Origin of the sequence: Enterococcus sp. DIV0421 (assembly GCF_051713745.1) — a bacterium.
In the GTDB taxonomy this organism is placed as follows: domain Bacteria; phylum Bacillota; class Bacilli; order Lactobacillales; family Enterococcaceae; genus Enterococcus_D; species Enterococcus_D casseliflavus.
In genome coordinates this window covers 220828-241944 of the sequence record NZ_JBIOQM010000003.1, presented here as the reverse complement: position 1 = coordinate 241944, position 21117 = coordinate 220828, and the positions used below count along the sequence as shown (strand labels likewise).

17 protein-coding genes and 4 pseudogenes are annotated in these 21117 nt (G+C 34.3%); 18 read left to right on the top strand and 3 right to left on the bottom strand.

Annotation, left to right across the window (positions count from 1 at the left end; genetic code table 11):
- From IGI96_RS19155 to IGI96_RS19115, 9 genes and pseudogenes are all read left to right on the top strand, one after another.
- Positions 1-307 (top strand): annotated as a pseudogene (locus tag IGI96_RS19155) (N-acetylmannosamine-6-phosphate 2-epimerase); the annotation flags it as partial.
- A 22-nt stretch (positions 308-329) separates the two neighbouring features.
- Positions 330-782, top strand: coding sequence for a YhcH/YjgK/YiaL family protein (locus IGI96_RS19150; protein ID WP_438785633.1), 453 nt, complete (start codon positions 330-332; stop codon positions 780-782).
- Positions 783-791: 9 nt separating this feature from the next.
- Positions 792-2144: an ABC transporter substrate-binding protein gene (locus IGI96_RS19145; protein ID WP_438785642.1), complete on the top strand. Its 1353-nt coding sequence runs from the start codon at positions 792-794 to the stop codon at positions 2142-2144.
- A gap of 64 nt (positions 2145-2208) precedes the next feature.
- A complete protein-coding gene (locus tag IGI96_RS19140; RefSeq protein ID WP_438785632.1) occupies positions 2209-3090 on the top strand; it encodes a carbohydrate ABC transporter permease in 882 nt (293 codons plus the stop codon).
- A gap of 2 nt (positions 3091-3092) precedes the next feature.
- Complete coding sequence (locus tag IGI96_RS19135) at positions 3093-3926, top strand: carbohydrate ABC transporter permease (RefSeq protein WP_438785631.1); 834 nt, start codon at positions 3093-3095, stop codon at positions 3924-3926.
- A gap of 26 nt (positions 3927-3952) precedes the next feature.
- Positions 3953-6046, top strand: a complete 2094-nt coding sequence (locus IGI96_RS19130; protein WP_438785630.1) for a sialidase domain-containing protein — start codon at positions 3953-3955, stop codon at positions 6044-6046.
- Positions 6047-6058: 12 nt separating this feature from the next.
- On the top strand, positions 6059-7162 hold the full coding sequence (locus tag IGI96_RS19125; protein ID WP_438785629.1) for a Gfo/Idh/MocA family protein: 1104 nt from the start codon (positions 6059-6061) through the stop codon (positions 7160-7162).
- Between the two features lie 818 nt (positions 7163-7980).
- The gene (locus tag IGI96_RS19120; protein WP_438785628.1) at positions 7981-8901 is read left to right on the top strand and encodes a dihydrodipicolinate synthase family protein; all 921 of its coding nucleotides are present in this window, start codon (positions 7981-7983) and stop codon (positions 8899-8901) included.
- Positions 8902-8940: 39 nt separating this feature from the next.
- The gene (locus tag IGI96_RS19115) at positions 8941-9816 is read left to right on the top strand and encodes an ROK family protein (protein ID WP_438785627.1); all 876 of its coding nucleotides are present in this window, start codon (positions 8941-8943) and stop codon (positions 9814-9816) included.
- Between the two features lie 721 nt (positions 9817-10537).
- Here the strand turns inward: IGI96_RS19115 and istB are convergent.
- The gene (gene istB, locus IGI96_RS19110; RefSeq protein WP_438785626.1) at positions 10538-11266 is read right to left on the bottom strand and encodes an IS21-like element helper ATPase IstB; all 729 of its coding nucleotides are present in this window, start codon (positions 11264-11266) and stop codon (positions 10538-10540) included.
- Positions 11263-12675 (bottom strand): IS21 family transposase, encoded by a 1413-nt coding sequence (gene istA, locus IGI96_RS19105; RefSeq protein ID WP_438785641.1) that lies wholly within the window; start codon positions 12673-12675, stop codon positions 11263-11265. The genes istB and istA overlap by 4 nt, the downstream gene beginning before the upstream one ends.
- 311 nt (positions 12676-12986) lie before the next feature.
- Between istA and IGI96_RS19100 the strand changes: the two are divergent.
- The 5 genes and pseudogenes from IGI96_RS19100 (at position 12987) to IGI96_RS19080 (ending at position 14760) form a co-directional block, all read left to right on the top strand.
- A pseudogene (locus IGI96_RS19100) lies at positions 12987-13564 on the top strand (relaxase/mobilization nuclease domain-containing protein).
- 89 nt (positions 13565-13653) lie between these two features.
- Entirely contained in the window at positions 13654-13890 is a 237-nt protein-coding gene (locus tag IGI96_RS19095; protein ID WP_438785625.1) for a hypothetical protein, read from the top strand.
- Positions 13891-13911: 21 nt separating this feature from the next.
- Entirely contained in the window at positions 13912-14010 is a 99-nt protein-coding gene (locus tag IGI96_RS19090; protein WP_438785624.1) for a hypothetical protein, read from the top strand.
- A 322-nt stretch (positions 14011-14332) separates the two neighbouring features.
- Positions 14333-14590 carry a type II toxin-antitoxin system Phd/YefM family antitoxin gene (locus tag IGI96_RS19085; protein ID WP_438785623.1) on the top strand — a complete coding sequence of 86 codons (258 nt, stop codon included), beginning with the start codon at positions 14333-14335 and terminating at the stop codon, positions 14588-14590.
- Positions 14587-14760 carry a hypothetical protein gene (locus tag IGI96_RS19080; RefSeq protein ID WP_438785622.1) on the top strand — a complete coding sequence of 58 codons (174 nt, stop codon included), beginning with the start codon at positions 14587-14589 and terminating at the stop codon, positions 14758-14760. Before IGI96_RS19085 ends, IGI96_RS19080 begins: the two co-directional genes overlap by 4 nt.
- 1265 nt (positions 14761-16025) lie before the next feature.
- Here IGI96_RS19080 and IGI96_RS19075 read toward each other — a convergent pair.
- Positions 16026-16148 (bottom strand): annotated as a pseudogene (locus IGI96_RS19075) (transposase); the annotation flags it as partial.
- Positions 16149-16290: 142 nt separating this feature from the next.
- Between IGI96_RS19075 and IGI96_RS19070 the strand changes: the two are divergent.
- The 4 genes and pseudogenes from IGI96_RS19070 (at position 16291) to IGI96_RS19055 (ending at position 21113) form a co-directional block, all read left to right on the top strand.
- Positions 16291-17453 (top strand): IS3 family transposase gene (locus tag IGI96_RS19070; RefSeq protein ID WP_438785398.1). Its coding sequence is split into 2 segments (ribosomal slippage): positions 16291-16567 and positions 16567-17453, totalling 1164 coding nucleotides; the frame shifts between segments, so codons are not numbered across the junction.
- A gap of 234 nt (positions 17454-17687) precedes the next feature.
- Positions 17688-18092 carry a Spx/MgsR family RNA polymerase-binding regulatory protein gene (locus IGI96_RS19065; protein ID WP_438785621.1) on the top strand — a complete coding sequence of 135 codons (405 nt, stop codon included), beginning with the start codon at positions 17688-17690 and terminating at the stop codon, positions 18090-18092.
- A gap of 234 nt (positions 18093-18326) precedes the next feature.
- Positions 18327-19918: pseudogene (locus tag IGI96_RS19060) on the top strand (type I restriction-modification system subunit M).
- Complete coding sequence (locus IGI96_RS19055; RefSeq protein WP_438785620.1) at positions 19911-21113, top strand: restriction endonuclease subunit S; 1203 nt, start codon at positions 19911-19913, stop codon at positions 21111-21113. Before IGI96_RS19060 ends, IGI96_RS19055 begins: the two are co-directional and overlap by 8 nt.
- Positions 21114-21117 lie beyond the last annotated feature (4 nt).

The window sequence follows — 21117 nt, the reverse complement described above, 5'->3', positions numbered from 1 at the left end:
TGAGCAATTATTTATGGCAGATATTAGTACATTTGATGAGGGGATACAAGCTTTTAATTCAGGTATTGATTTTGTTGGAACAACTTTATCTGGTTATACGAGTTATAGTCGGCAAGAAGAAGGACCAGATTTGGAATTAATAAAGAACCTTTGTTTTGTTGGAGTAGATGTGATTGCGGAAGGAAAGATTCATACAATTGATGATGTAAAAGCCGTTAAAGCATTAAATCCAGCGGGTATTGTAATAGGAGGTGCGATTACTAGACCAAAAGAGATTGCGGAACGGTTTATAAAAGCTATTAACTAAATTTTAGTAGGAGAAAATAGATATGATTATAACCCGTGTTGAACATTTATCTAGATATACAGGAGTAAATCCATATATTAAGTATTTGGTTGAATATTTCAAATTAACTAATATGGGAGAGATTGAAGAAGGTTCGATTCGAATTTATGAAGATAAGGTGTTCGGAAATTGCTTTACTTATATAGCAGATGGAAAACCAGGGGACTTTTTTGAAACTCATCAAAAATATATAGATGTTCATCTTGTTATTAAAAATGTTGAGAATATAAGTGTAACATCCTCAAAGAATGTTGCTGTTATTCAAGAATATAATGAAGAAAAAGATATTGAATTATATAAAGGAAATCCTGAACAAATTGTTCAGTTAGTGCCAGGTATTTGTTTAATTACTTTTCCTGAAGATTTACATCAGCCTAAAATACGCATAAATGATTTAGAAGTCAAAAAAGTAGTTTTTAAAATAGCTATTTCATAAAGGAGAGATATCATGAAGTTTCGTAAAATCTTAAGTTTGATATGTTTGGCAGCAACTACAATTGCTGTTGTAGGTTGTTCTGCAAGTAAAAATGATACTATTGCATCAACAGATAAATCAGGAGAACTATCAGGAGATCTTGTAATGTGGCATTCTTTTACACAAGGACCTCGATTGGAGTCTATACAAAAATCTGCTGATGAGTTTATGGAAAAGCATCCAAAAGTAAAAATAAAAATAGAAACTTTTTCTTGGAATGATTTTTATACTAAATGGACAACTGGTCTAGCTAATGGGAATGTTCCGGATATTAGTACAGCTTTGCCAAATCAGGTAATGGAAATGATAAATTCTGATGCGATTATTCCTTTGGATGATACTATTGAAAGTCTCGGTAAAGATCGTTTTAGTGAAACTGCATTAGATGAAGCTAAAGTAGGTGGGAAATATTATTCAATACCGATTTATTCCCATGCTCAGGTAATGTGGGTTAGGACAGATCTTTTGAAAAAGTTTGGTTTAGAAGTTCCGAAAACATGGGAAGAACTTTATCAAGTTAGCAAAAAATTGAAAGAAGAAGGGGTGTATGGTTTAGGAGTTCCTTTTGGTACTAATGATTTCATGGGTACCCGTTTTTTGAATTTTTATGTTCGTAGTGCAGGTGGTAGTCTTCTTACAAAAGATTTGAAAGTTGATTTGACTAACGATTTAGTCCAAGAAGGTATTAAATATTGGGTTAAAATGTATAAAGAAATTTCTCCTCAAGATTCTCTAAACTATAATACGCTTCAACAAGCAACATTATTTTATCAAGGTCAAACAGCGTTTGATTTTAATTCAGGCTTTCATATCGGCGGTGTTCAAACAAATAGTCCACAACTTGTAGATCATATTGATGCTTATCCAATGCCAAAAGTAAATGCTTCTGACAAAGATTATGGTATTGAAACTTCGAATATTCCAATGGTTGTATGGAAAAATTCAAAGAATCCTCAAGTTGCTAAGGCATTCTTAGAATATTTATATCAAGAAGATAATTATCTTGAATTTTTAGATTCAACACCAGTTGGTATGCTCCCTGCTATAAGTGGTATTGCAGATTTAGAAAGTTATAAGGCAAATGAAACCCGTCAGAAATTTAAGCATGCTGAAGAAGTAATCATTGAAGCAGCCTCTTCTGGAACTGCTATTGGTTATGAGAATGGACCAAGTGTACAAGCTGGTATATTAATAAACCAACATGTCATTGAACAAATGTTCCAAGAAATTATAAGCAATGGTGTCGATACTAAGAAAGCTGCCGAAGCAGCAGAAAAACAATTAAATGATTTGTTTGAAACAGTAGCAGTAAATATAGAATAAATAGTGAGAAATTGGGCTAAGGGCTTTAGTCCTTTAGCCGTAATTTTAAGAAGGGAGAGGAAGTATGGGAAAAGATCGAAATATAACTCGTTGGGTATTTGTGCTTCCTGCTATGATTGTTGTAGGACTACTTTTTATATATCCATTTTTTTCAAGTATTTTCTATAGTTTTACTAATAAAAATTTAATCATGCCGAATTATAAATTTATTGGCTTTGATAACTATATTGAAGTTTTAAAAGATTCCAATTTTTTTACCGCTTTCTTCAATTCGTTAAAATGGACGATTATATCATTGTTTGGGCAAGTAATTGTTGGTTTTATTTTAGCGTTATCACTTCATAGGGTTAAGCGATTTAAAAAATTGTATCGGACGTTATTAATTGTTCCATGGGCATTTCCTACAATTGTTATTGCCTTTTCATGGCAATGGATTTTAAATGGTGTTTATGGTTATCTTCCGAATATGATTGTAAAACTTGGCTTAATGGATATTGCACCATCGTTTTTAGCAGATAGTACATGGGCATTTATCTGCTTAGTATTTATCAATGTTTGGTTTGGAGCACCAATGATTATGATTAACGTATTGTCAGCTTTGCAAACGGTTCCTCAAGAGCAATTTGAGGCTGCTGAGATTGATGGGGCTTCCTCTTGGCAAGTATTTCGATTTATCACTTTTCCACATATTAAAGTTGTTGTCGGACTGTTAGTCGTTTTAAGGACTGTTTGGATTTTTAACAACTTTGATATTATATATTTAATTACGGGGGGGGGACCATCTAATGCTACTATGACATTACCTATTTATGCCTATAATTTAGGTTGGGGTACCAAACTATTGGGGCGAGCATCAGCGGTTACCGTTTTATTGTTTATTTTTTTATTGATGGTTTGCTTCGTTTACTTCAAGGTTATTAGTAAGTGGGAGAAAGAAGGGAATTAGCTATGAAGAAAAAATCAAATTTATTATTGGATATTGCTGCTCATTTGATACTGATTATTGCCACCATAATAGCTATTTTCCCCCTACTATGGATTATTGTTTCTTCGGTGAAGGGCAAAGGAGAGTTGACACAATTTCCAACCCGATTTCTTCCAGAAAAATTAACCTTAGATTACTTTACTCATGTTATCAGTGATCTTCATTTTATTGATAATATTAAGAATAGTTTGTTGATTTCTTTGGGAGCAACAATCGTTGCTATAATCATATCTTCTATGGCTGCATACGGAATTGTAAGATTTTTCCCAAAACTAGGGGCGATTATGTCACGTCTTTTAGTTACAACGTATATATTTCCTCCAATCTTATTAGCTATTCCATATTCTATTGCAGTTTCAAAGGCAGGTTTAGCCAATAGTTTATTTGGGTTATCTTTAATATATCTTTCGTTTAGTATTCCGTATGCTGTATGGCTTCTAGTAGGTTTTTTTCAAACAGTACCTGTGGGGATTGAGGAAGCAGCACGAATTGATGGTGCTAATAAATTTGTTACGTTTTATAAGATAGTATTACCTATTGTAGCTCCAGGTATTGTAGCAACTGCAATTTATACATTTATCAATGCTTGGAATGAATTTTTATATGCATTGATTTTAATTAATGATACAAGCAAGATGACTGTTGCTGTAGCTTTGCGTTCGCTGAATGGCTCAGAAATTTTAGATTGGGGAGATATGATGGCAGCATCAGTTATTGTAGTGTTACCGTCTATTATATTCTTTTCGATGATTCAAAATAAAATAGCTAGTGGGTTATCAGAAGGTTCTGTTAAATAAACTCGTTATATGGAGGTTTCGTTGCAATGAAGTGCAGTAAGCTTTATTCATATATTGGTCTAATACTCATAGTAGGAATAGTATTTTTAAATTCTTCTGTTATGGGTTTAGCAAATGAATCAATTGTTACGCAAGTAGTGGATACTCCAGTATATCAAGCGGGCCCTATCACTCTCAATAATCAAGGCTTTGATATTACGTCAAATGTATTAGATAAATTTAATTCCACTACACAAAGTGTAGTAGTGAGATTCTCTTCAAGTAATGGAAATGCATTACAGGCTTTAGTGGGCATTTCTAATTCTTCTAAAGGATACAGGAATAATTATTTCTCTATTTTCATCAGAGATACTGGTGAAATTGGTGTTGAGATCCGAGATGCTAAAAAAGGAATAAATTATTTATTTGCAAGACCTGCATCGTTATGGGGACAACATAAAGGTCAACCTGTAGAGAACACGATTGTATTTGTAAGTAATGAAATTCAAAAAACATATACAATGTATGTGAATGGCACAAGAATATTTACTGAAACTGTTGATAAGTTTCTTCCCATTACAAGTATTGAGGGACAGAATAATGTTACTCTGGGTGGTGTAAATAGAGAGGGGAAAATTGATTATGGTATGACAGGACAAATTGAAAGTATATTGTTTTATAATAAAGCGTTTAACTTTTCGGAAGCTCAGTCTTTTACCAAAAAACTTCCCTATAAATTGATTTTCCAATCAGGGGATTCAACTCAAGCAAATTACTTTAGGATTCCGGCACTATATACATTGAAGAATGATCGTGTTCTTGCAAGTATTGACGCACGATATGGCGGCACTCATGATTCTAGAAGTAAAATTAATATAGCGACTTCTTTTAGTGACAATAATGGAGCATCATGGAGTGAACCAATTTTCGCTATGAAATTTAATGACTATGCTGAGCAGCTTATTGAATGGCCAAGAAATGGCAACGCCAAAAATATCCAAATAAATGGTAGCGCCTCCTTTATTGATTCTGCGTTAGCTCAGGATAAACAAACTGGTAAAGTTGTTATATTAGCTGATGTGATGCCATCAGGAGTTGGTAATAGTAATGCAGTTAAAACAGATTCGGGTTTTAAGGAGATAGAGGGTCAATATTTTGTGAAGCTTAAGAAAGAAGAAGATTCTAATTATAATTATTCTATTAGGGAAAACGGTAAGATATATGATGATAGAACCGGGAAGCCGACATCTTATTCAGTAAATGCAAAATATGAGTTGTTGGAGGATGGGCAGCCGTTAACTGTTGAACAGTATTCTGTAAAGTTTAACGGAGATACTCTAAATGAGTTTCATAATGGTATATTTGTTCCGATGAATATCTTTTATAAAGATTCTTTATTTAAGGTAGTTCCGACAAATTATATTGGGGTATCTACCAGCGATGATGGAGGAGAATCATGGGAGGATTTCAAATTGTTGCCACCATTTTTGGGAGTAAATCACAATGCGACGTATTTGAGTCCGGGACAAGGACTATCTCTTAAAAATAGTAATCGTTTGATATTTGCTACATATACTAGTGGCGAATTAACTTATTTGATTACTGAAGATGCAGGACAAACATGGAAAAAATCATCTGCTTCTGTACCATTTGCGAATGCAACTGCGGAAGCGCAAATGGTTGAACTTCGTGATGGTGTTATTAGAACATTTTTCCGAACAACAACAGGTAAGATTGCTTATATGACAAGTTATGATTCAGGAGATACATGGTCTGATGTTTCTTATTTGGATATGATAAAACAAACTAGTTATGGAACGCAAATTTCTGCCATTAAATATTCTCAGTTGATTGAAGGAAAGGAAGCGGTGTTGTTAAGTACCCCAAATTCAACAGAAGGACGAAAGGGTGGACAAATTTGGATTGGTTTGATTGATCCAGCAGATGATACCGTTAACTGGAAGTATCATTATGATATAGACTTACCCAAATATGGATATGCATACTCAGCAATTACAGAATTACCAAACAATCACATAGGTTTGTTATTTGAAAAATATGATTCATGGTCTCGTAATGAGTTACATCTAACTAATGTAGTACAGTATATTGATTTTGAAATTAAGGATTTATTAAAATAAAGGAGAAAAATAATGATTAATTATGGTGTAGTAGGTACAGGATATTTTGGAGCAGAGCTAGCACGTTCTTTAAAAAAAAATGATGGAGCAAAAATCACCCTTGTTTATGATCCGGATAATGCAGTTGAAGTTGCTGCAGAGTTAGAGGCTAATGTTGCAAAATCATTAGATGAATTGGTTTCTAGTCAAGACGTTGATTGCATAATTGTAGCAACGCCGAATTATCTGCATAAGGAGCCTGTTATAAAAGCGGCACAAAATGGCAAACATGTGTTTTGTGAAAAACCAATTGCTCTTTCCTATGAAGATTGTCGTGAGATGGTTAATACTTGTAAAAAGAATAATGTTATTTTTATGGCAGGTCACATAATGAATTTCTTTAATGGAGTCCACCATGCTAAGGAACTCATTAATGAAGGGGTTATTGGAGATGTATTATATTGTCATACTGCGCGTAATGGATGGGAAGAGATGCAAACATCTGTTTCATGGAAAAAAATTCGTGAAAAATCAGGTGGACATCTGTACCATCATATCCACGAATTAGATTGTGTGCAGTTTATTATGGATGGAATTCCTGAGACGGTTACTATGACTGGTGGTAATGTGGCTCATGTTGGTGCAGGTTTTGGTGATGAAGATGATATGATTTTTGTTAATATGGAATTTTCAAATAGACGTTTTGCAATTTGTGAATGGGGCTCAGCTTATCGGTGGGGAGAACATTATGTTCTTATTCAAGGGACAAAAGGCGCTATTAAATTGGACATGTTTAATTGTAAAGGAACATTAAAAATTGATGGCAAAGAGACCCATTTCTTAGTTCATGAATCCCAAGAAGAGGATGATGACCGTACTCGAATTTATCATAGTACAGAAATGGATGGGGCAATTGCATATGGTAAACCAGGAAAGCGCACTCCAATGTGGTTATCTTCTATTATTGAAAAGGAAATGCGTTTCTTACATGGCGTTATGAGAGGACAGGCTGTTGACGATGAGTACAAAAAATTGTTGACAGGTGAGGCTGCACTTGAAGCGATTGCTACTGCAGATGCATGTACTATTTCTATCAAGGAGGATAGGAAGGTCAAACTGTCAGAGATTATGAAGTAGTATTTTTTAGAGACTAACTGTATGAAGTCAAGCTTTAAAAACAAGCGTTGAAGAGTTTCTGGTTAAATTTATTTATAACAAATAAATTTAACCAATTCTATAAAAATTTTTCTAGGGATAGGTAGTATTAGAGAGGTGAGCCTAAATTTTACTTGAGTCTCAATTTCTAAGGTGTTATTAACTGTTCCAATTGAATTTCTGGTACATTCTTGAATCTCAATTGTTTTTTCTCTTCCAAATTTTTTCCAGAAGATTTAGAGGATAACGAGATCAAAGTTGTTGAATATGCTGCTGAAATAGCTTTAGCTAAAGGGAAATTTTTAGTAATTTATATATTGCTTTTTGATGGATGGGGCAAACACAGGATGTAAGTTCGGGAAAAACAATATCAATGACATGAGAAAATTGAGTTTTATCCTTGAATAATCATTCTCTTAAGTACTTACGCATTTTGGTGAATGCGTAAGTTTTTCTTAGTTTTGATCATTTGCTCAGAAGGGTTGTCTGTCTGGTTTAGAAAGAAATAGCGGTAGCATGAGCAGCGATTTTATCAGTTTTGGTTTTACGTAAAGTCGTTGCTTTGCTAAAAAGATTTGTAATTAAATGTATCCTTATTTGATATCAAGTATCAAATAAATGTGTTGTCTAATTCAGTAATAATTAAACAAATAGTTGTGGTTATAGTATCTAGATAAACCGATGAGTGAAAGCCCTGTAGATGAAAAATAGCCACATCATTTATACAATTATACGGCTCATAAATAATGAGTTGAGAAAGGAAAATACATAAAAACATATTTTTTATGTAAGGTGAGTATATGCGTGATTTAAGTAAATATTTTGGTGTAATTCCAGCTTTTTATGCTTGCTATGATGATACTGGTAAAGTTAGTCCAGAACGTGTAAGAAGATTAACATATTTTTTTATTAAAAAAGGTGTTAAAGGATTATATATTAATGGTTCTTCTGGTGAATGTATTTATCAAAGCGTGGAAGATCGTAAAATGGTTCTGGAAAATGTTATGGATATTGCCAAGGGAAAGCTCACTATTATCAATCATGTTGCTTGTAATAATACTAAAGATAGTGTAGAGCTGGCAAAACATTCAGAGATTTTAGGAGTGGATGCGATTGCTGCTATTCCACCAATTTATTTTCGATTACCGGAACACTCAATTTGCAAATATTGGAATGAGATTAGTGATAGCGCACCTAATACCGATTTTATTATATATAATATTCCTCAATTGGCAGGGATTTCATTGACTTCTAGTCTCTATCAGGAGATGTTGAAAAATCCTCGTGTTATTGGGGTGAAAAATTCATCTATGTCAGTTCAAGATATTCAAACCTTTATATCTATTGCGGGGAATAATTGTGTTGTATTTAATGGTCCAGACGAACAATTTATTAGTGGTCGCCTTATGGGAGCAGTAGGTGGAATCGGTGGAACCTATGGGGTTATGCCTGAGCTGTTTTTAAAGTTGGATAATTTATTGTTGAATAAAGAATGGAATCAAGCAAAAAAATTACAATATCGCATCAATGATATTATCTCTTTGATGTGTTCAGGTGAGGGGCATATGTATGCGATTATTAAGGAGATTCTAAAATTAAACGAAGGCTTAGAATTAGGCTCTGTACGTAAGCCGTTGGCATCTGTTACTATTGCGGATAATGAAATTGTTATTTGTGGTGCTAAATTAATTCGAGATGCTATTGAAGAATTTTGTAAATGATTATTTTTTCAGTTGCAAGTTGGATAAGGGGATAAGATAATGACGTATTATTTAACAATTGATATTGGCGGAACATTTATAAAATTGGGGATTCTTGATTCGAATGAACACTTTCTTGAACAAGATAAAATCAAGACTTATGCTCACAAAGGTGGACCTCATATCTTAAAAACTGTAAAAGAGTTAGTTAAATGGTATAAATCGAAATATCGATTAGAAGGTATTTGTATTTCTACAGCTGGCATGGTGGACCCTATTGAAGGGAAAGTATTTTATGCTGGACATCGAATACCCAATTATGCAGGAACTTGTTTCAAGCGAGAGATAGAAACAGAGTTTAATATTTTATGTGAAGTAGAGAATGATGTTAATTGTGCAGGGCTTGCCGAATCTATATCTGGTTCCGGGATAAACAGTAATATTAGTATTTGTTTAACAATAGGAACAGGTATTGGAGGCTGCTTACTAATCAATAATCAACTATTTCATGGTTCTAGTTATTCTGCTTGTGAGGTAGGATACATTCGAGTTTCAGATGGTTTGTTTCAAGATGTAGCCTCAGCAAGTGAATTGGTTCGATTTGTTGCTCAACAAGAGAATGATTTAGAAAGTAAATGGTCAGGAGTAAGAATTTTTGAAGAAGCAAAACAAGGCAATGTTAATTGTATTTTAGGGATAGAACGAATGATTAACTATTTAGCTGAAGGAATTGCTAATATATGTTATGTTGTAAATCCTGAAACAATTATTTTAGGAGGAGGTATTATGTCCCAAACAGAATATTTATCAGACAAAATTACACATGCTGTAAATAAACATCTTGTACCGTCATTGACAGCTAATGTTGTTTTTGCTAAACACAAAAATAGTGCTGGGATGCTCGGAGCATATTATCATTTTATGCAGAAAAGATAATAGTAGAGTATCTAGTTATTATTGCTTTTCCTTAGTAGATATATGGTGTTATTGGATTGGAGGAGGGGCTATAGTAATAAAATTTGTTCCCGTATGTTCTACAACAGTGAGTTTAAATTTTGCCTTCTCCAGTTAAGTCTGCCATCCATGATTCTCATTGATCTTTATCCAATACTTAATTAAGAAGCAATTTATTTGATATTTATATACAAGATATTGATAATCTTATTTTTTGTTTAAATAGTTTTTTGTTAATAGTGAAAATGGGACTGAAGAATCAATTCTGATTCTTCAGTCCCATAAATTATAGAGTACTTTTACGTTCTATTCAGATCAACGGGTAGGCTTGCTGTTTTTTTGACAATTTTGCAATCAAGCCATTTGCAGATGTAGTGGGCTGCTACTTCTGAAAATGACTTGATTGCAAAAATAAAATTAACAAAGAAATTCAAGATGAAAACCTCTTAAATGGTTTCAATCTGATAGGAGTTTTGAAAAATGATCGACTTTTTGGCAACATCAAAAACTGGAACAGATTAGCCGTGATATTTAGTTGCTTTATCAATTATCTAATCAAAGTCAATCGGTAACTCAAGAAAGTCTTAGGATTATCGTTATCTGTCTTCAAGACAAGTATCTAGGACAGAGGTGTATTTTGCAATAGATTTTTACAAAAAAATGCAGCCGAAAGTGCAGAGTTTTGCTGCAACTGTTTTTTCCTTCAATATGATTTAGGTAATGAATTTTTCAACCTGAAACTTTCGCCTTTAAATCCAATAATATGTGCGTGATGGATTAGCCGGTCAACGAGAGCGGCTGTTAAACGAGAATCCATAAATACTCGATTCCATTGACTGAACTCTAGGTTGGAGGTAATAATAATACTTTTTTGCTCATACCAATCTGAAATCAGTTGGAAAAGCAGTTCCGCTCCTTCTTTGGTTAAGGGGAGATAACCCATTTCATCTAGAATGATTAATTCTGTTGTTTCGAATCCTTTCTTGAACCTAACTAGCTGTTGCTTTTTTAAGGCACTTTCTAGTTGTTCAACGAGGTTGTTCACTCGGAAAAATTTGGTTGGCACACCTTCATTACAAGCTTTTCTTCCTAATGCAATCGCTAGATGTGTTTTCCCTGTACCAGGAGAGCCCACACAAACAATGTTTTCTTGTCTTTTTAGAAAATCAAGAGAGATAAGACTCTCCTTATCTAGATGAGCTGGTAGAAAAATATCTTCATGCCATTCATAGTTTTTTAGTGACTTTGGTACAGGAAATTTGGCTAATTTTTCCATCCGTTCTAATTTGATTCGTTGCCTGGTTTCAAGTTCTAAACGGAATAGATCGGTAATAAATTGTTCTGGAGCTTCGAAAGAAGCTCTTGGTAAGTTCGTGATGATATGACTTAATCTGAGCTTTTTACAATAATCTTCTAGGTTCTGTCTAGTCATTTATAGGGTCCTCCTGATTTTGTAAGTGCGTCATAATTTGACCAATTGACATCAAAGTCAGAGGGGGCATCCTCTTGAACAACTAACTCATAGAATTGTTCATTGATTTGTTGGATGTCGTAGGTTGTCAATAAACTCAGTATTTGATGGATACGTCTGTATTTGATGTGATTATTATTAATCGCCAGATAATTTTGAAGTCGTGCTGGTAAGTATTTCCAATACCTCGAATAACTAGCAACATTCAGCTTATCACTCCATTGTTTTAAGATATCGCTCCACGGAATCAATCGCTTTTTGTTCATATAAGGACGATAGTCATTCATTAAGAGTTCTCCATGCGGCGTAAGGACTTTGAATTTATTCCAAGTCAAAACAACAGTTAATTGAGAATACCCGTATGCTTTAGGAATATGAATAATTGTTTGATCCAATTTGATTTCGTGATAGCGATTTAGTTTGATTTCTATTTCTATTTCTTTAAACATTGGGTAATCCTCCTTTGGAAAAGAATATAGCATCTTACTTTCTTTATTCCACAAGTCTTCGATTAATTGATGTTTGGAATAATGTGTTCTCTTTCGATCTGTTTTCAGGTGTTCTTCAAGTTGTTTATTTAGGGATTCAAAAGAGTCCATGATTGGCGAAGTCGAGAAAAAATTGTATCGAACATAGCCAACTTTATTTTCGACATGCCCTTTTTTATGCCCACTACGTGGGTTACAGACTTGAACATCACAACCGTAATGAATGGTGAATCGTAAGAATTCATTACGGTTGTGATGTTCAAACTTTGATTTTGTTTTTTTCACTGCTGGAGTTAAGTTATCTATTCTGATCGTTTTTGGAACGCCTCCGCATTGCTTAAATAGTTGTTTTAATGCTTCCAGGAAACATTCTTGGTTTTGAGATGGCATGGCACTTGCGAACGTCGCATTACTATAAGGGAATGACAGAATAAGAAGCTGAATATCTTTCATATGATCTTCATGCATGACTTCCATTGTTCCAAAATCGACCTGTGCTTCTCCGATTGGATGATCTAGGCGATCGACAGCTTTGTAATTCATTTCGTCATAACGCTGTTTTTTCCATTGAGAAATATAGATACAAACTGTTCGATAGGAGCCAGGAAAACCCAAAGGTTTCAATTGTTCATGAATAGATTTAGCAGTCCTACGGAGTTTTTTACGTAAACGGAGGTCTTCTTCTAGCCAACTACCAATAATTTCTTCCCAGCCATCATCCATCATAGATTTATTTTTTCGAACAGGATCTGCAATGAATAACTGATCACTATCGGCGTATTTTTTCGCTGTTCGCCAATTGATATTCATTGTTTTTCTTATTTGATTGATTGACTGATCACGATTATTTCTCAAATGTTTTATTGTTTTGATATCATCCAAAGTTAACAACCTTTCTGTACCTCCATCATTAAGTCATTAAGACTTATGATGGAAGAAAACTAGTTCACAGTCAAACTGCTGCATAGTTGTGTACTTTCGGCTGCATTATTGTGTACTTTTATTTTGCACTACACAGACAGAGGAGAAATTGATATGGTTGTGACTAAACATTTTGCGACACATGGCAAGAAACAGCGGAAAATTTAGTTAAGTATATCATCAATTCAGCTAAGATCCAGAACCTCAAATTGATTTCAGGGTTTGTTTTTCATAGCTACATTGATTTTGCGACTTATGATGGGCTAGTTGAGATGTACCAGATTAATTTTAAGATGAACGATCATTTATACGACAGTCGTAATGACCGCATGGAAAGACGGCAGAAAAGCATTCATGCGCATCATATCATTCAAGCTTTTTCACCTGAGGATAAGGTGACTCCTGAAGAAGTCAATCAGCTAGGATATCAATTAGCTATGGAATTAACTGGTGGACAGTTCAAGTTTATCGTGGCAAACATACCGACAGTGACCATCTGCATAATTATATCTTAATTAATGTCATCGATATTCAATCTAATAAAAAGTTTCGATGGGACAATGAAAGTCAGCGAAACTTGAGAATGATTTCTGATCGATTGTGTAAGGAAGCAGAGGTAAAAATCATAGTTCCTGACCGTTATTTGCATACAAAATTTGAAGTCTATAAACGAAGCAACTTTCGTTATGACTTGAAGCAGCGACTTTGTTTTTTTGTGGAACAGTCGTCTGACTTTGACGATTTTTTGAGAAAGGCAAAGCAACTTCACCTTAGAATAGATTTTTCAGGAAAACATAGCACTTTTCTAATGACAGATAGTAAGATGAAGCATCCTGTTCGTGGCAGTTAGATGAGTGAGAACAGTTTTCTAAAAGTTATTTTGAATTGTACTTTGTCAAACGAGAGATTTGTGATCGACTGGATTTCCTCTTACCACGAGTGAAGACTTTTGATGAACTTATTCAAAAAGCACACCAGTTGGGGCTAACGATTTCTCCTAAAGTCAAGTATGTTGATTTTACCTTTGATGGGATGACCATTTCTGGACAGAAGCTGCGTGATAATGTTTTCTATAGCGTATTCTATTTTCAAGATTATTTTGATAACAAAAGGGAAGTGGATCTGTTAGAGGGTGACTGGCTTCATCAGTTTAAGTATTACCAAGAGGAAAAGTGAAATGCTGTTTATGAATTTGAGTTGGTTCTTTTGGAACGCCAGATTGAAAAAGTAGTCAATGACGGTATTTTTATCAAAGTTTCTTATGACATTGGTAAAGAAGGGATGGTCTTTATCTAAAATAGACAACTGGATATTAAGGATAAGGATAACAGGAGAGATTATCACATCTATATTAGGGAAACGGCTAAATTTTTTTGTAGCACTTGGGGTTCAGGAGGAGTCTTATATTTCTATTAAAGATAATCTGATTTAAGAAATAGCTCAACTAAACGAAAAAATAGCCACCCTAAATCGAATGGCTAAAATTCTGATTAACTTGGATAGTGACGATGTTGATTTTGATGAGATTTAGTAAAAAGCAAAGGAATAGGTTAAATATATCCTAAAATATTGATTTTTATCGTATTAGATGTTACATAAAAAACAAGAGGTGATGAACATGCAAATAAATATTGAAAACTTAGTACCAATTACAGAAGCTAACCAAAATTTTTCTAAGGTGGCTCGGATGGTGGATAGTAACGGAACAGCTGTTATTCTGAAAAATAATAAACTTAAATATATCTTAGTGGATTATCAAACCCTAGTAAATGCTGAAAATGAGGAAACAGTTGTAGCTGATCAAGCAACCGTTGATGACATTGTAAATTCTATTTTGCCCCGTCATTTGGATGCCTTTAAGGTATTAGCAAAATGAAACGATTAACAACAGATCAGATAGTTGCCCTACATAGCCAATTGATTCAAGCTACTGGTGGTTTAGATGGTGTCATAGATAAAGGCTTGGTTGAGTCCTCGCTTACCAATGTCTTTGAAATGTATATTCTGACCGAAGGTCTAAGATTACATTCCATGGGATTAGCTTAGATCCAATCATCAAAAACTGTAGGAACTACGGGGATAGCTTGGTCAATAAGAGAAACCGCTGTGAGTAAAGAAATACGCTTGCAAGTATGCTCTATTCCCAAGAATCTCGTGACTTTAGTCATGAGAGGTTCAAGAAAATGATTTAATTCCCCAATACTTAAAAAAGAAAAATCAATCTAGTTTCTTTAATGGTCAAAACATCACCAAAGGTATTGGATTTTTAAATAAATTTTTGTAGAATAAAATTATCATATATGGATTGGAAAGTGTCAACAACTAGTACTATAACTACAAAATCATATGATTTTATCTGGAGAATCCTGCCCCAATATCCTAATGAGAATAGTAAATACACTTGGAAAACTAAAAACTACTAAAATAAATAACCTAATATAATAGACAGCAAAAATTTTGTGAGTGATTTTTATGAAGAAAAATACAAAAGATTTATCAAACAAGCAATTTGGTTGGTTATCTGTACAGTATCCTTTAGAAGTACGTAAACGTGGTCATATAGTCTGGCACTGTAAGTGCAAATGTGGGACTCAAGTAGATGTTATTGGAAGCTCGTTAGTTAATGGTAATACTCAATCTTGCGGGTGTTTAAAGCACTCAAAGAAAATTATTAAAGACCTGAGTAATCAGCGGTTTGGACGATTGATAGCAAAATATCCACTGAATAAAAAGAAGAACGGAAGTATCTATTGGTACTGTAAATGTGATTGTGGGAAATATGTAGAGGTACTGTCACGGAATCTTAGTTCAGGGTGCACGCGCTCATGCGGTTGTTTAAGAAGAGAACGAGTTGGAAGAAGAAGCAAAGATTTGACTAATAAAAAGTTTGGACGATTGACAGCAAAGTATCCACTAAGTAAAAAGAAACATGGAAGTAAATATTGGTACTGTGATTGTAATTGTGGAAAAAGTATTCAAGTATTGGCGCGTAGTCTATGTTCTGGCAGAACGCGCTCATGTGGATGCTTAAGAAGACAGAAACGATCCTAAGAATATAGAAATTGAAAAAATCAGACACGTTGATGAGCTTTTTGTGATTTTGCTATACTCTTTAGATTTGTGATGCCTATTAATGAAGTATAAGGTAGCGCTCTTTTTGGGTGATTATATGTGATGGAAGAAAAAGCGATGTTTGAGAAGCACCGGCAATTAGTTTTTAGTGGCTCTTCAACATTTAGGTTCGTCGACATTTAGTGTTGGTAGAGAAAGATACAACTGAAAATTTAGTCATAACCAGTTAGGCAGAGTGCTTAACTGGTTTTTGTTTGGAAGATCAAGTTTTGAATGAGATAGATTCTTGCTCGAAAGTTATGGGAATTTCGATAGCCGTAGGCTACTCGTTTTATCACCTTTATCTTGTTGTTTGTTCCTTCCTTCTAATGCACCATTACTATACAGGGGTTTAAAACATATTGAATCCTTAATTTGTATTTATTTAAATGGATAGGCTACAATTAACTAGACAGAAAAATTAAGGTGTGTAGACTAGAAGAAAACATACCAGGAGGAATTTTTATGTCTAAGAGAACACGAAGAACTTTTTCACAAGAATTCAAGCAACAAATCGTCAATCTTTACTTAGCTGGAAAGCCACGTGTAGAAATCATTCGAGAATATGAACTAACGGCTTCAGCATTTGACAAATGGGTAAAGCAATCTAAAACGAGTGGTTCATTCAAAGGAAAAGATAATCTTACGCCTGAACAAAAAGAATTGTTAGAACTACGTAAAAGAAACCAGCAATTAGAAATGGAAAATGATATTTTAAAGCAAGCAGCGCTGATATTCGGACGAAGAGACAAGTAATCGATGCGAATAAGCATCTTTACCCTATATCAGCGATGTGCAGAATATTAGGTCTATCACGTCAGTCCTATTATTATCAATCAAAACCAAAGAAAGACGAATCAGAACTTGAAGAAGTAGTCGCTGAAGAATTTATCCGCAGCCGAAAGGCCTACGGCTCAAGAAAAATAAAAAAAGCCTTATCAAAACGAGGCATTCGGATCAGCCGACGAAAAATTAGTAGAATCATGAAAAATAGAGGATTAAAATCGAGCTATACTGTTGCTTATTTTAAAGTACATCATTCTACTTGCAATGAAGCCAAAACGACAAACGTATTGAATCGTAAATTCTTAAGAGACAACCCATTAGAAGCGATCGTAACAGACTTGACTTATGTACGAGTCGGGAAAAAATGGAATTATATCTGTTTCATTTTGGATCTGTTCAATCGAGAAATTCTCGGCTATTCTTGTGGAGAACATAAAGATGCCATTCTAGTAAAAAAAGCATTTAGCCGTATCAAACAACCTCTGACAGAGGTTGAGATTTTTCATACTGATCGTGGAAAAGAGTTTGATAACCAAGCTATTGATGAATTATTAACAACTTTTGACATCAATCGATCATTGAGTCATAAAGGCTGTCCTTTTGATAATGCCGTAGCTGAATCAACTTATAAGTCGTTGAAAGTAGAATTTGTCTATCAATACACATTTGAAACCTTACAACAATTGGATTTGGAGTTATTTGACTATGTCAATTGGTGGAACCACCTTCGGTTGCACGGTACACTTGGCTACGAGACACCGGTTGGTTACCGTAACCAGAGATTGGCGCAGCGAATCCTTGATAATGAGCTCGGATGTGCTAACGCTAGCGAGGCAGTCTAACTTTAACTGTTAGCTCCTGCCGAAGATCGTCACATCCGAGGAGGCTCATTGTCAAGGACAATCGGAATAGCATACGGAAGGAAGTTCTGCACCTTATAAAATTTGTCAAAAAAACTGTTGCCATTCCAAAAAATGAAAATGAGACTGAAGAATGTACCATAAATTATAGAGTCGTTTTTTATGCTATAATCAACTTCAATAAATTGGGGATATATTTTTAGGAGAGACGATGATATGATTAAAATTTATTATCTTTCTAGTACTAATTCGGGTTGTACGGCAATAAAATGGTTGGAGAATCACAATCTGCGATATGTTGTTCGAAAGATTACCAAAAAAAATCCGATTGAAGTACACGAAATAAAGAAAATTTTAGCCCTTACTGAAAATGGATTTGATGATTTGATCAATTCTAGGACAAAAAAATACCAGGAGTTAGAAATTAATGAAAATGAGTGCTCTACAGAATTTTTAATCGAAATACTCATAAAGAATCCTTCAGTGATGAAGCTGCCTATTATAATCGATGAAAAAAAGATAGTCATTGGATTTAATGAGAATGAAATAAGATGTTTTTTAACAAAGGAATATAGACATACGCAATTATTGGAAAATAGTGGTTATTTTTTAGAAGAATAATTGTAAGGAAAAAATTTTAGGGTGTTCCATAAATTATAGGGCCCAAAAATTGTAGCTATATTTGTATTTTCTGCCTTTCTTAAGTTAATGATCTAGTCTACGTTTTGTCAAACTACGTTAGACACCTCTTACGTAGTTTATTACAAAGAATAAGTTTTTTCTTTTTTTAAAACTGGATATGCTAAAATAAGAGTGGATATATCAACTTTAAATAAGAGATAGGAGTGTATCTTTTTGGGTGCAGAATTAAATTACAAGTTATTTAGTGCGGCAGATAATCTCCGTAGTAAAATGGATGCGTCAGAATATAAAAATTATTTATTGGGACTGATTTTCTATAAATATTTATCCGACCGATTGTTGGAACAAGTGGTTCTTTTAGCAGATGAATCCTTAGAGGAATATGATACGGTAAGTAAACAAACGATGTTGTATCGTGAATTACTTTCAGATGAAGAATCAAAAGAAGATCTGATTGCAACAATCGTTGATATTTTGGGGTATGCGATTTCGCCAGAGTATCTTTTCAATGTCTTAGCAGATCAAGCAAAACAAGCAACGTTCCAATTGAATGATTTAAATAAAGCCTTTGTGCAATTGGCATCTACCTACAATCAATTTAATGGGTTATTTGATGATGTGGATCTCCAATCAAAAAAACTAGGAACAGATGAGCAACAACGAAACGTGACGATTACCGAAGTCATTAAGAAATTGAATGACGTGGAAGTTTTAGGTCACGATGGGGACGTGATCGGGGATGCGTATGAATTTCTGATCAGTCAATTTGCTTCAGAAGCAGGGAAGAAAGCCGGAGAATTTTACACGCCTCATATGGTTTCTGATATGATGGCGCAAATCGTAACGCTCGATCAAAAGGAACGACGATTCTTTAGTGTTTTTGATCCAACGATGGGTTCAGGTTCATTGATGTTAAACGTACGTAACTACTTAACACACCCAGATAACGTTAAATATCATGGGCAAGAACTAAATACAACGACATACAATCTAGCAAAAATGAACTTGATTTTACATGGGGTAGATGCCGAAGAAATGAATCTCCGCAATGGGGATACGTTGAATAAGGACTGGCCAACAGATGAACCTTACACATTTGATGCAGTAGTAATGAACCCACCTTATTCGGCTAATTGGTCAGCAGATACGACCTTCTTAGACGATTCTCGGTTTAATCGTTATGGAAAATTAGCGCCAAAATCCAAAGCAGATTTTGCGTTTCTTCTTCATGGTTTCTATCATTTGAAGGAAACAGGGACTATGGCATCGTCTTGCCACACGGAGTTTTATTCCGTGGCGCTGCAGAAGGGGTCATTCGTCAAAAATTATTAGAAGACGGCAGTATTTATGCTGTGATCGGTATGCCTGCGAACTTGTTCTTTGGGACATCGATTCCAACGACGGTGATTGTATTGAAGAAGAATCGTCAAACTCGAGATGTATTATTCATTGATGCTAGTCGTGAATTTGTTAAAGGGAAAAATCAGAATAAATTATCGGAAGAAAACATTCAAAAAATCCTCGAAACCTACGCTGAAAGAAAAGATGTCGAGAAATACGCTCATTTGGCAACCTTTGATGAAATCAAAGAAAATGACTATAACTTAAATATCCCACGCTATGTCGATACGTTTGAAGAAGAAGAACCAATTGATATGGTTCATGTCGGAAATGACATCAAGAAGATACGACAAGAACAGCAAGTGCTAGAAAAAGAACTTTTAGAAGCTATCTCTTCCCTGCAAACAACACCTGAAAATGAAGCGTGGTTACAAGGTGCGCTGGAGGTGTTTAAGCATGAGTAATGATACACGACCAGAAATCCGTTTCCCAGGATTTACAGAGGATTGGGAAGAGCGGAAGTTGGGGGAATTGACTGAATCATTCGACGGGAAACGTGTTCCTATCGATTCAGATCTTCGTATTTCAGGTAAATACCCTTATTATGGTGCTACGGGAATTATCGATTATGTCGATGATTATATATTCAATGGTGAATACGTTCTACTTGCTGAAGATGGAGCAAATATTATTATGAGAAATTATCCAGTAGCTTATTTGACCCAAGGTAAGTTCTGGTTAAACAATCACGCTCATATTATGCGCATGAGAAATGGAAGTAACTATTTTTTAGTTCAAGTATTAGAAAAAATTGATTATAAGAAATACAACACGGGAACAGCACAACCTAAATTAAATAGTAAAATAGTAAAAAATATTGAACTTAAAATTCCGCATATTGAAGAACAACAACAAATTGGTAACTTCTTCAAGCAACTCGACGACATCATCGCTCTTCATCAGCGCAAATTAGATTTGCTGAAGGAAACGAAAAAAGGATTCTTACAAAAAATGTTCCCTAAAAACGGAGCAAAAGTGCCAGAAATCCGGTTTCCTGGATTTACGGAAGCTTGGGAACTGTGTAAGTTGGGAAGAATTTTTGATGTTCATACTGACTTCGTATCAAATGGTAGTTTTCAATCTTTAAAAAATAATGTAAGATTTTATAACGATGAAAATTATGCCTATATGATACGTTTGCAAGATGCAAGTAATAATTGGCGTGGTCCTTGGCTATATACTGATAAACACGGATTCGATTTTCTAAAAAAATCAACTGTATACGAAAATGATATTCTCATGTCAGATAGAGGGACGATTGGTAAGTTTTTCTTAGTTCCTAAATTAGATAGACCCATGACATTATCATCTAATGCTGTATTACTAAGAAGCTCTAATTGTAATAATAATTTTATTTATTATATGTTAAATACAATAGATATTGGTAATCAAATAAAGAAACGTACAACTCCTGGAGTTCAGCCTATGATTAGTAAAACAGAATTTAAAAAAATAATAACTAAATTACCTGTTAAAGAAGAACAAAAAAAAATCGGTAACTTCTTCAAACAACTCGATGACACCATTACCCTTCACCAACGTAAGTTAGATTTACTAAAAGAAATGAAAAAAGGCTTTTTACAAAAGATGTTTGTCTAGGAGG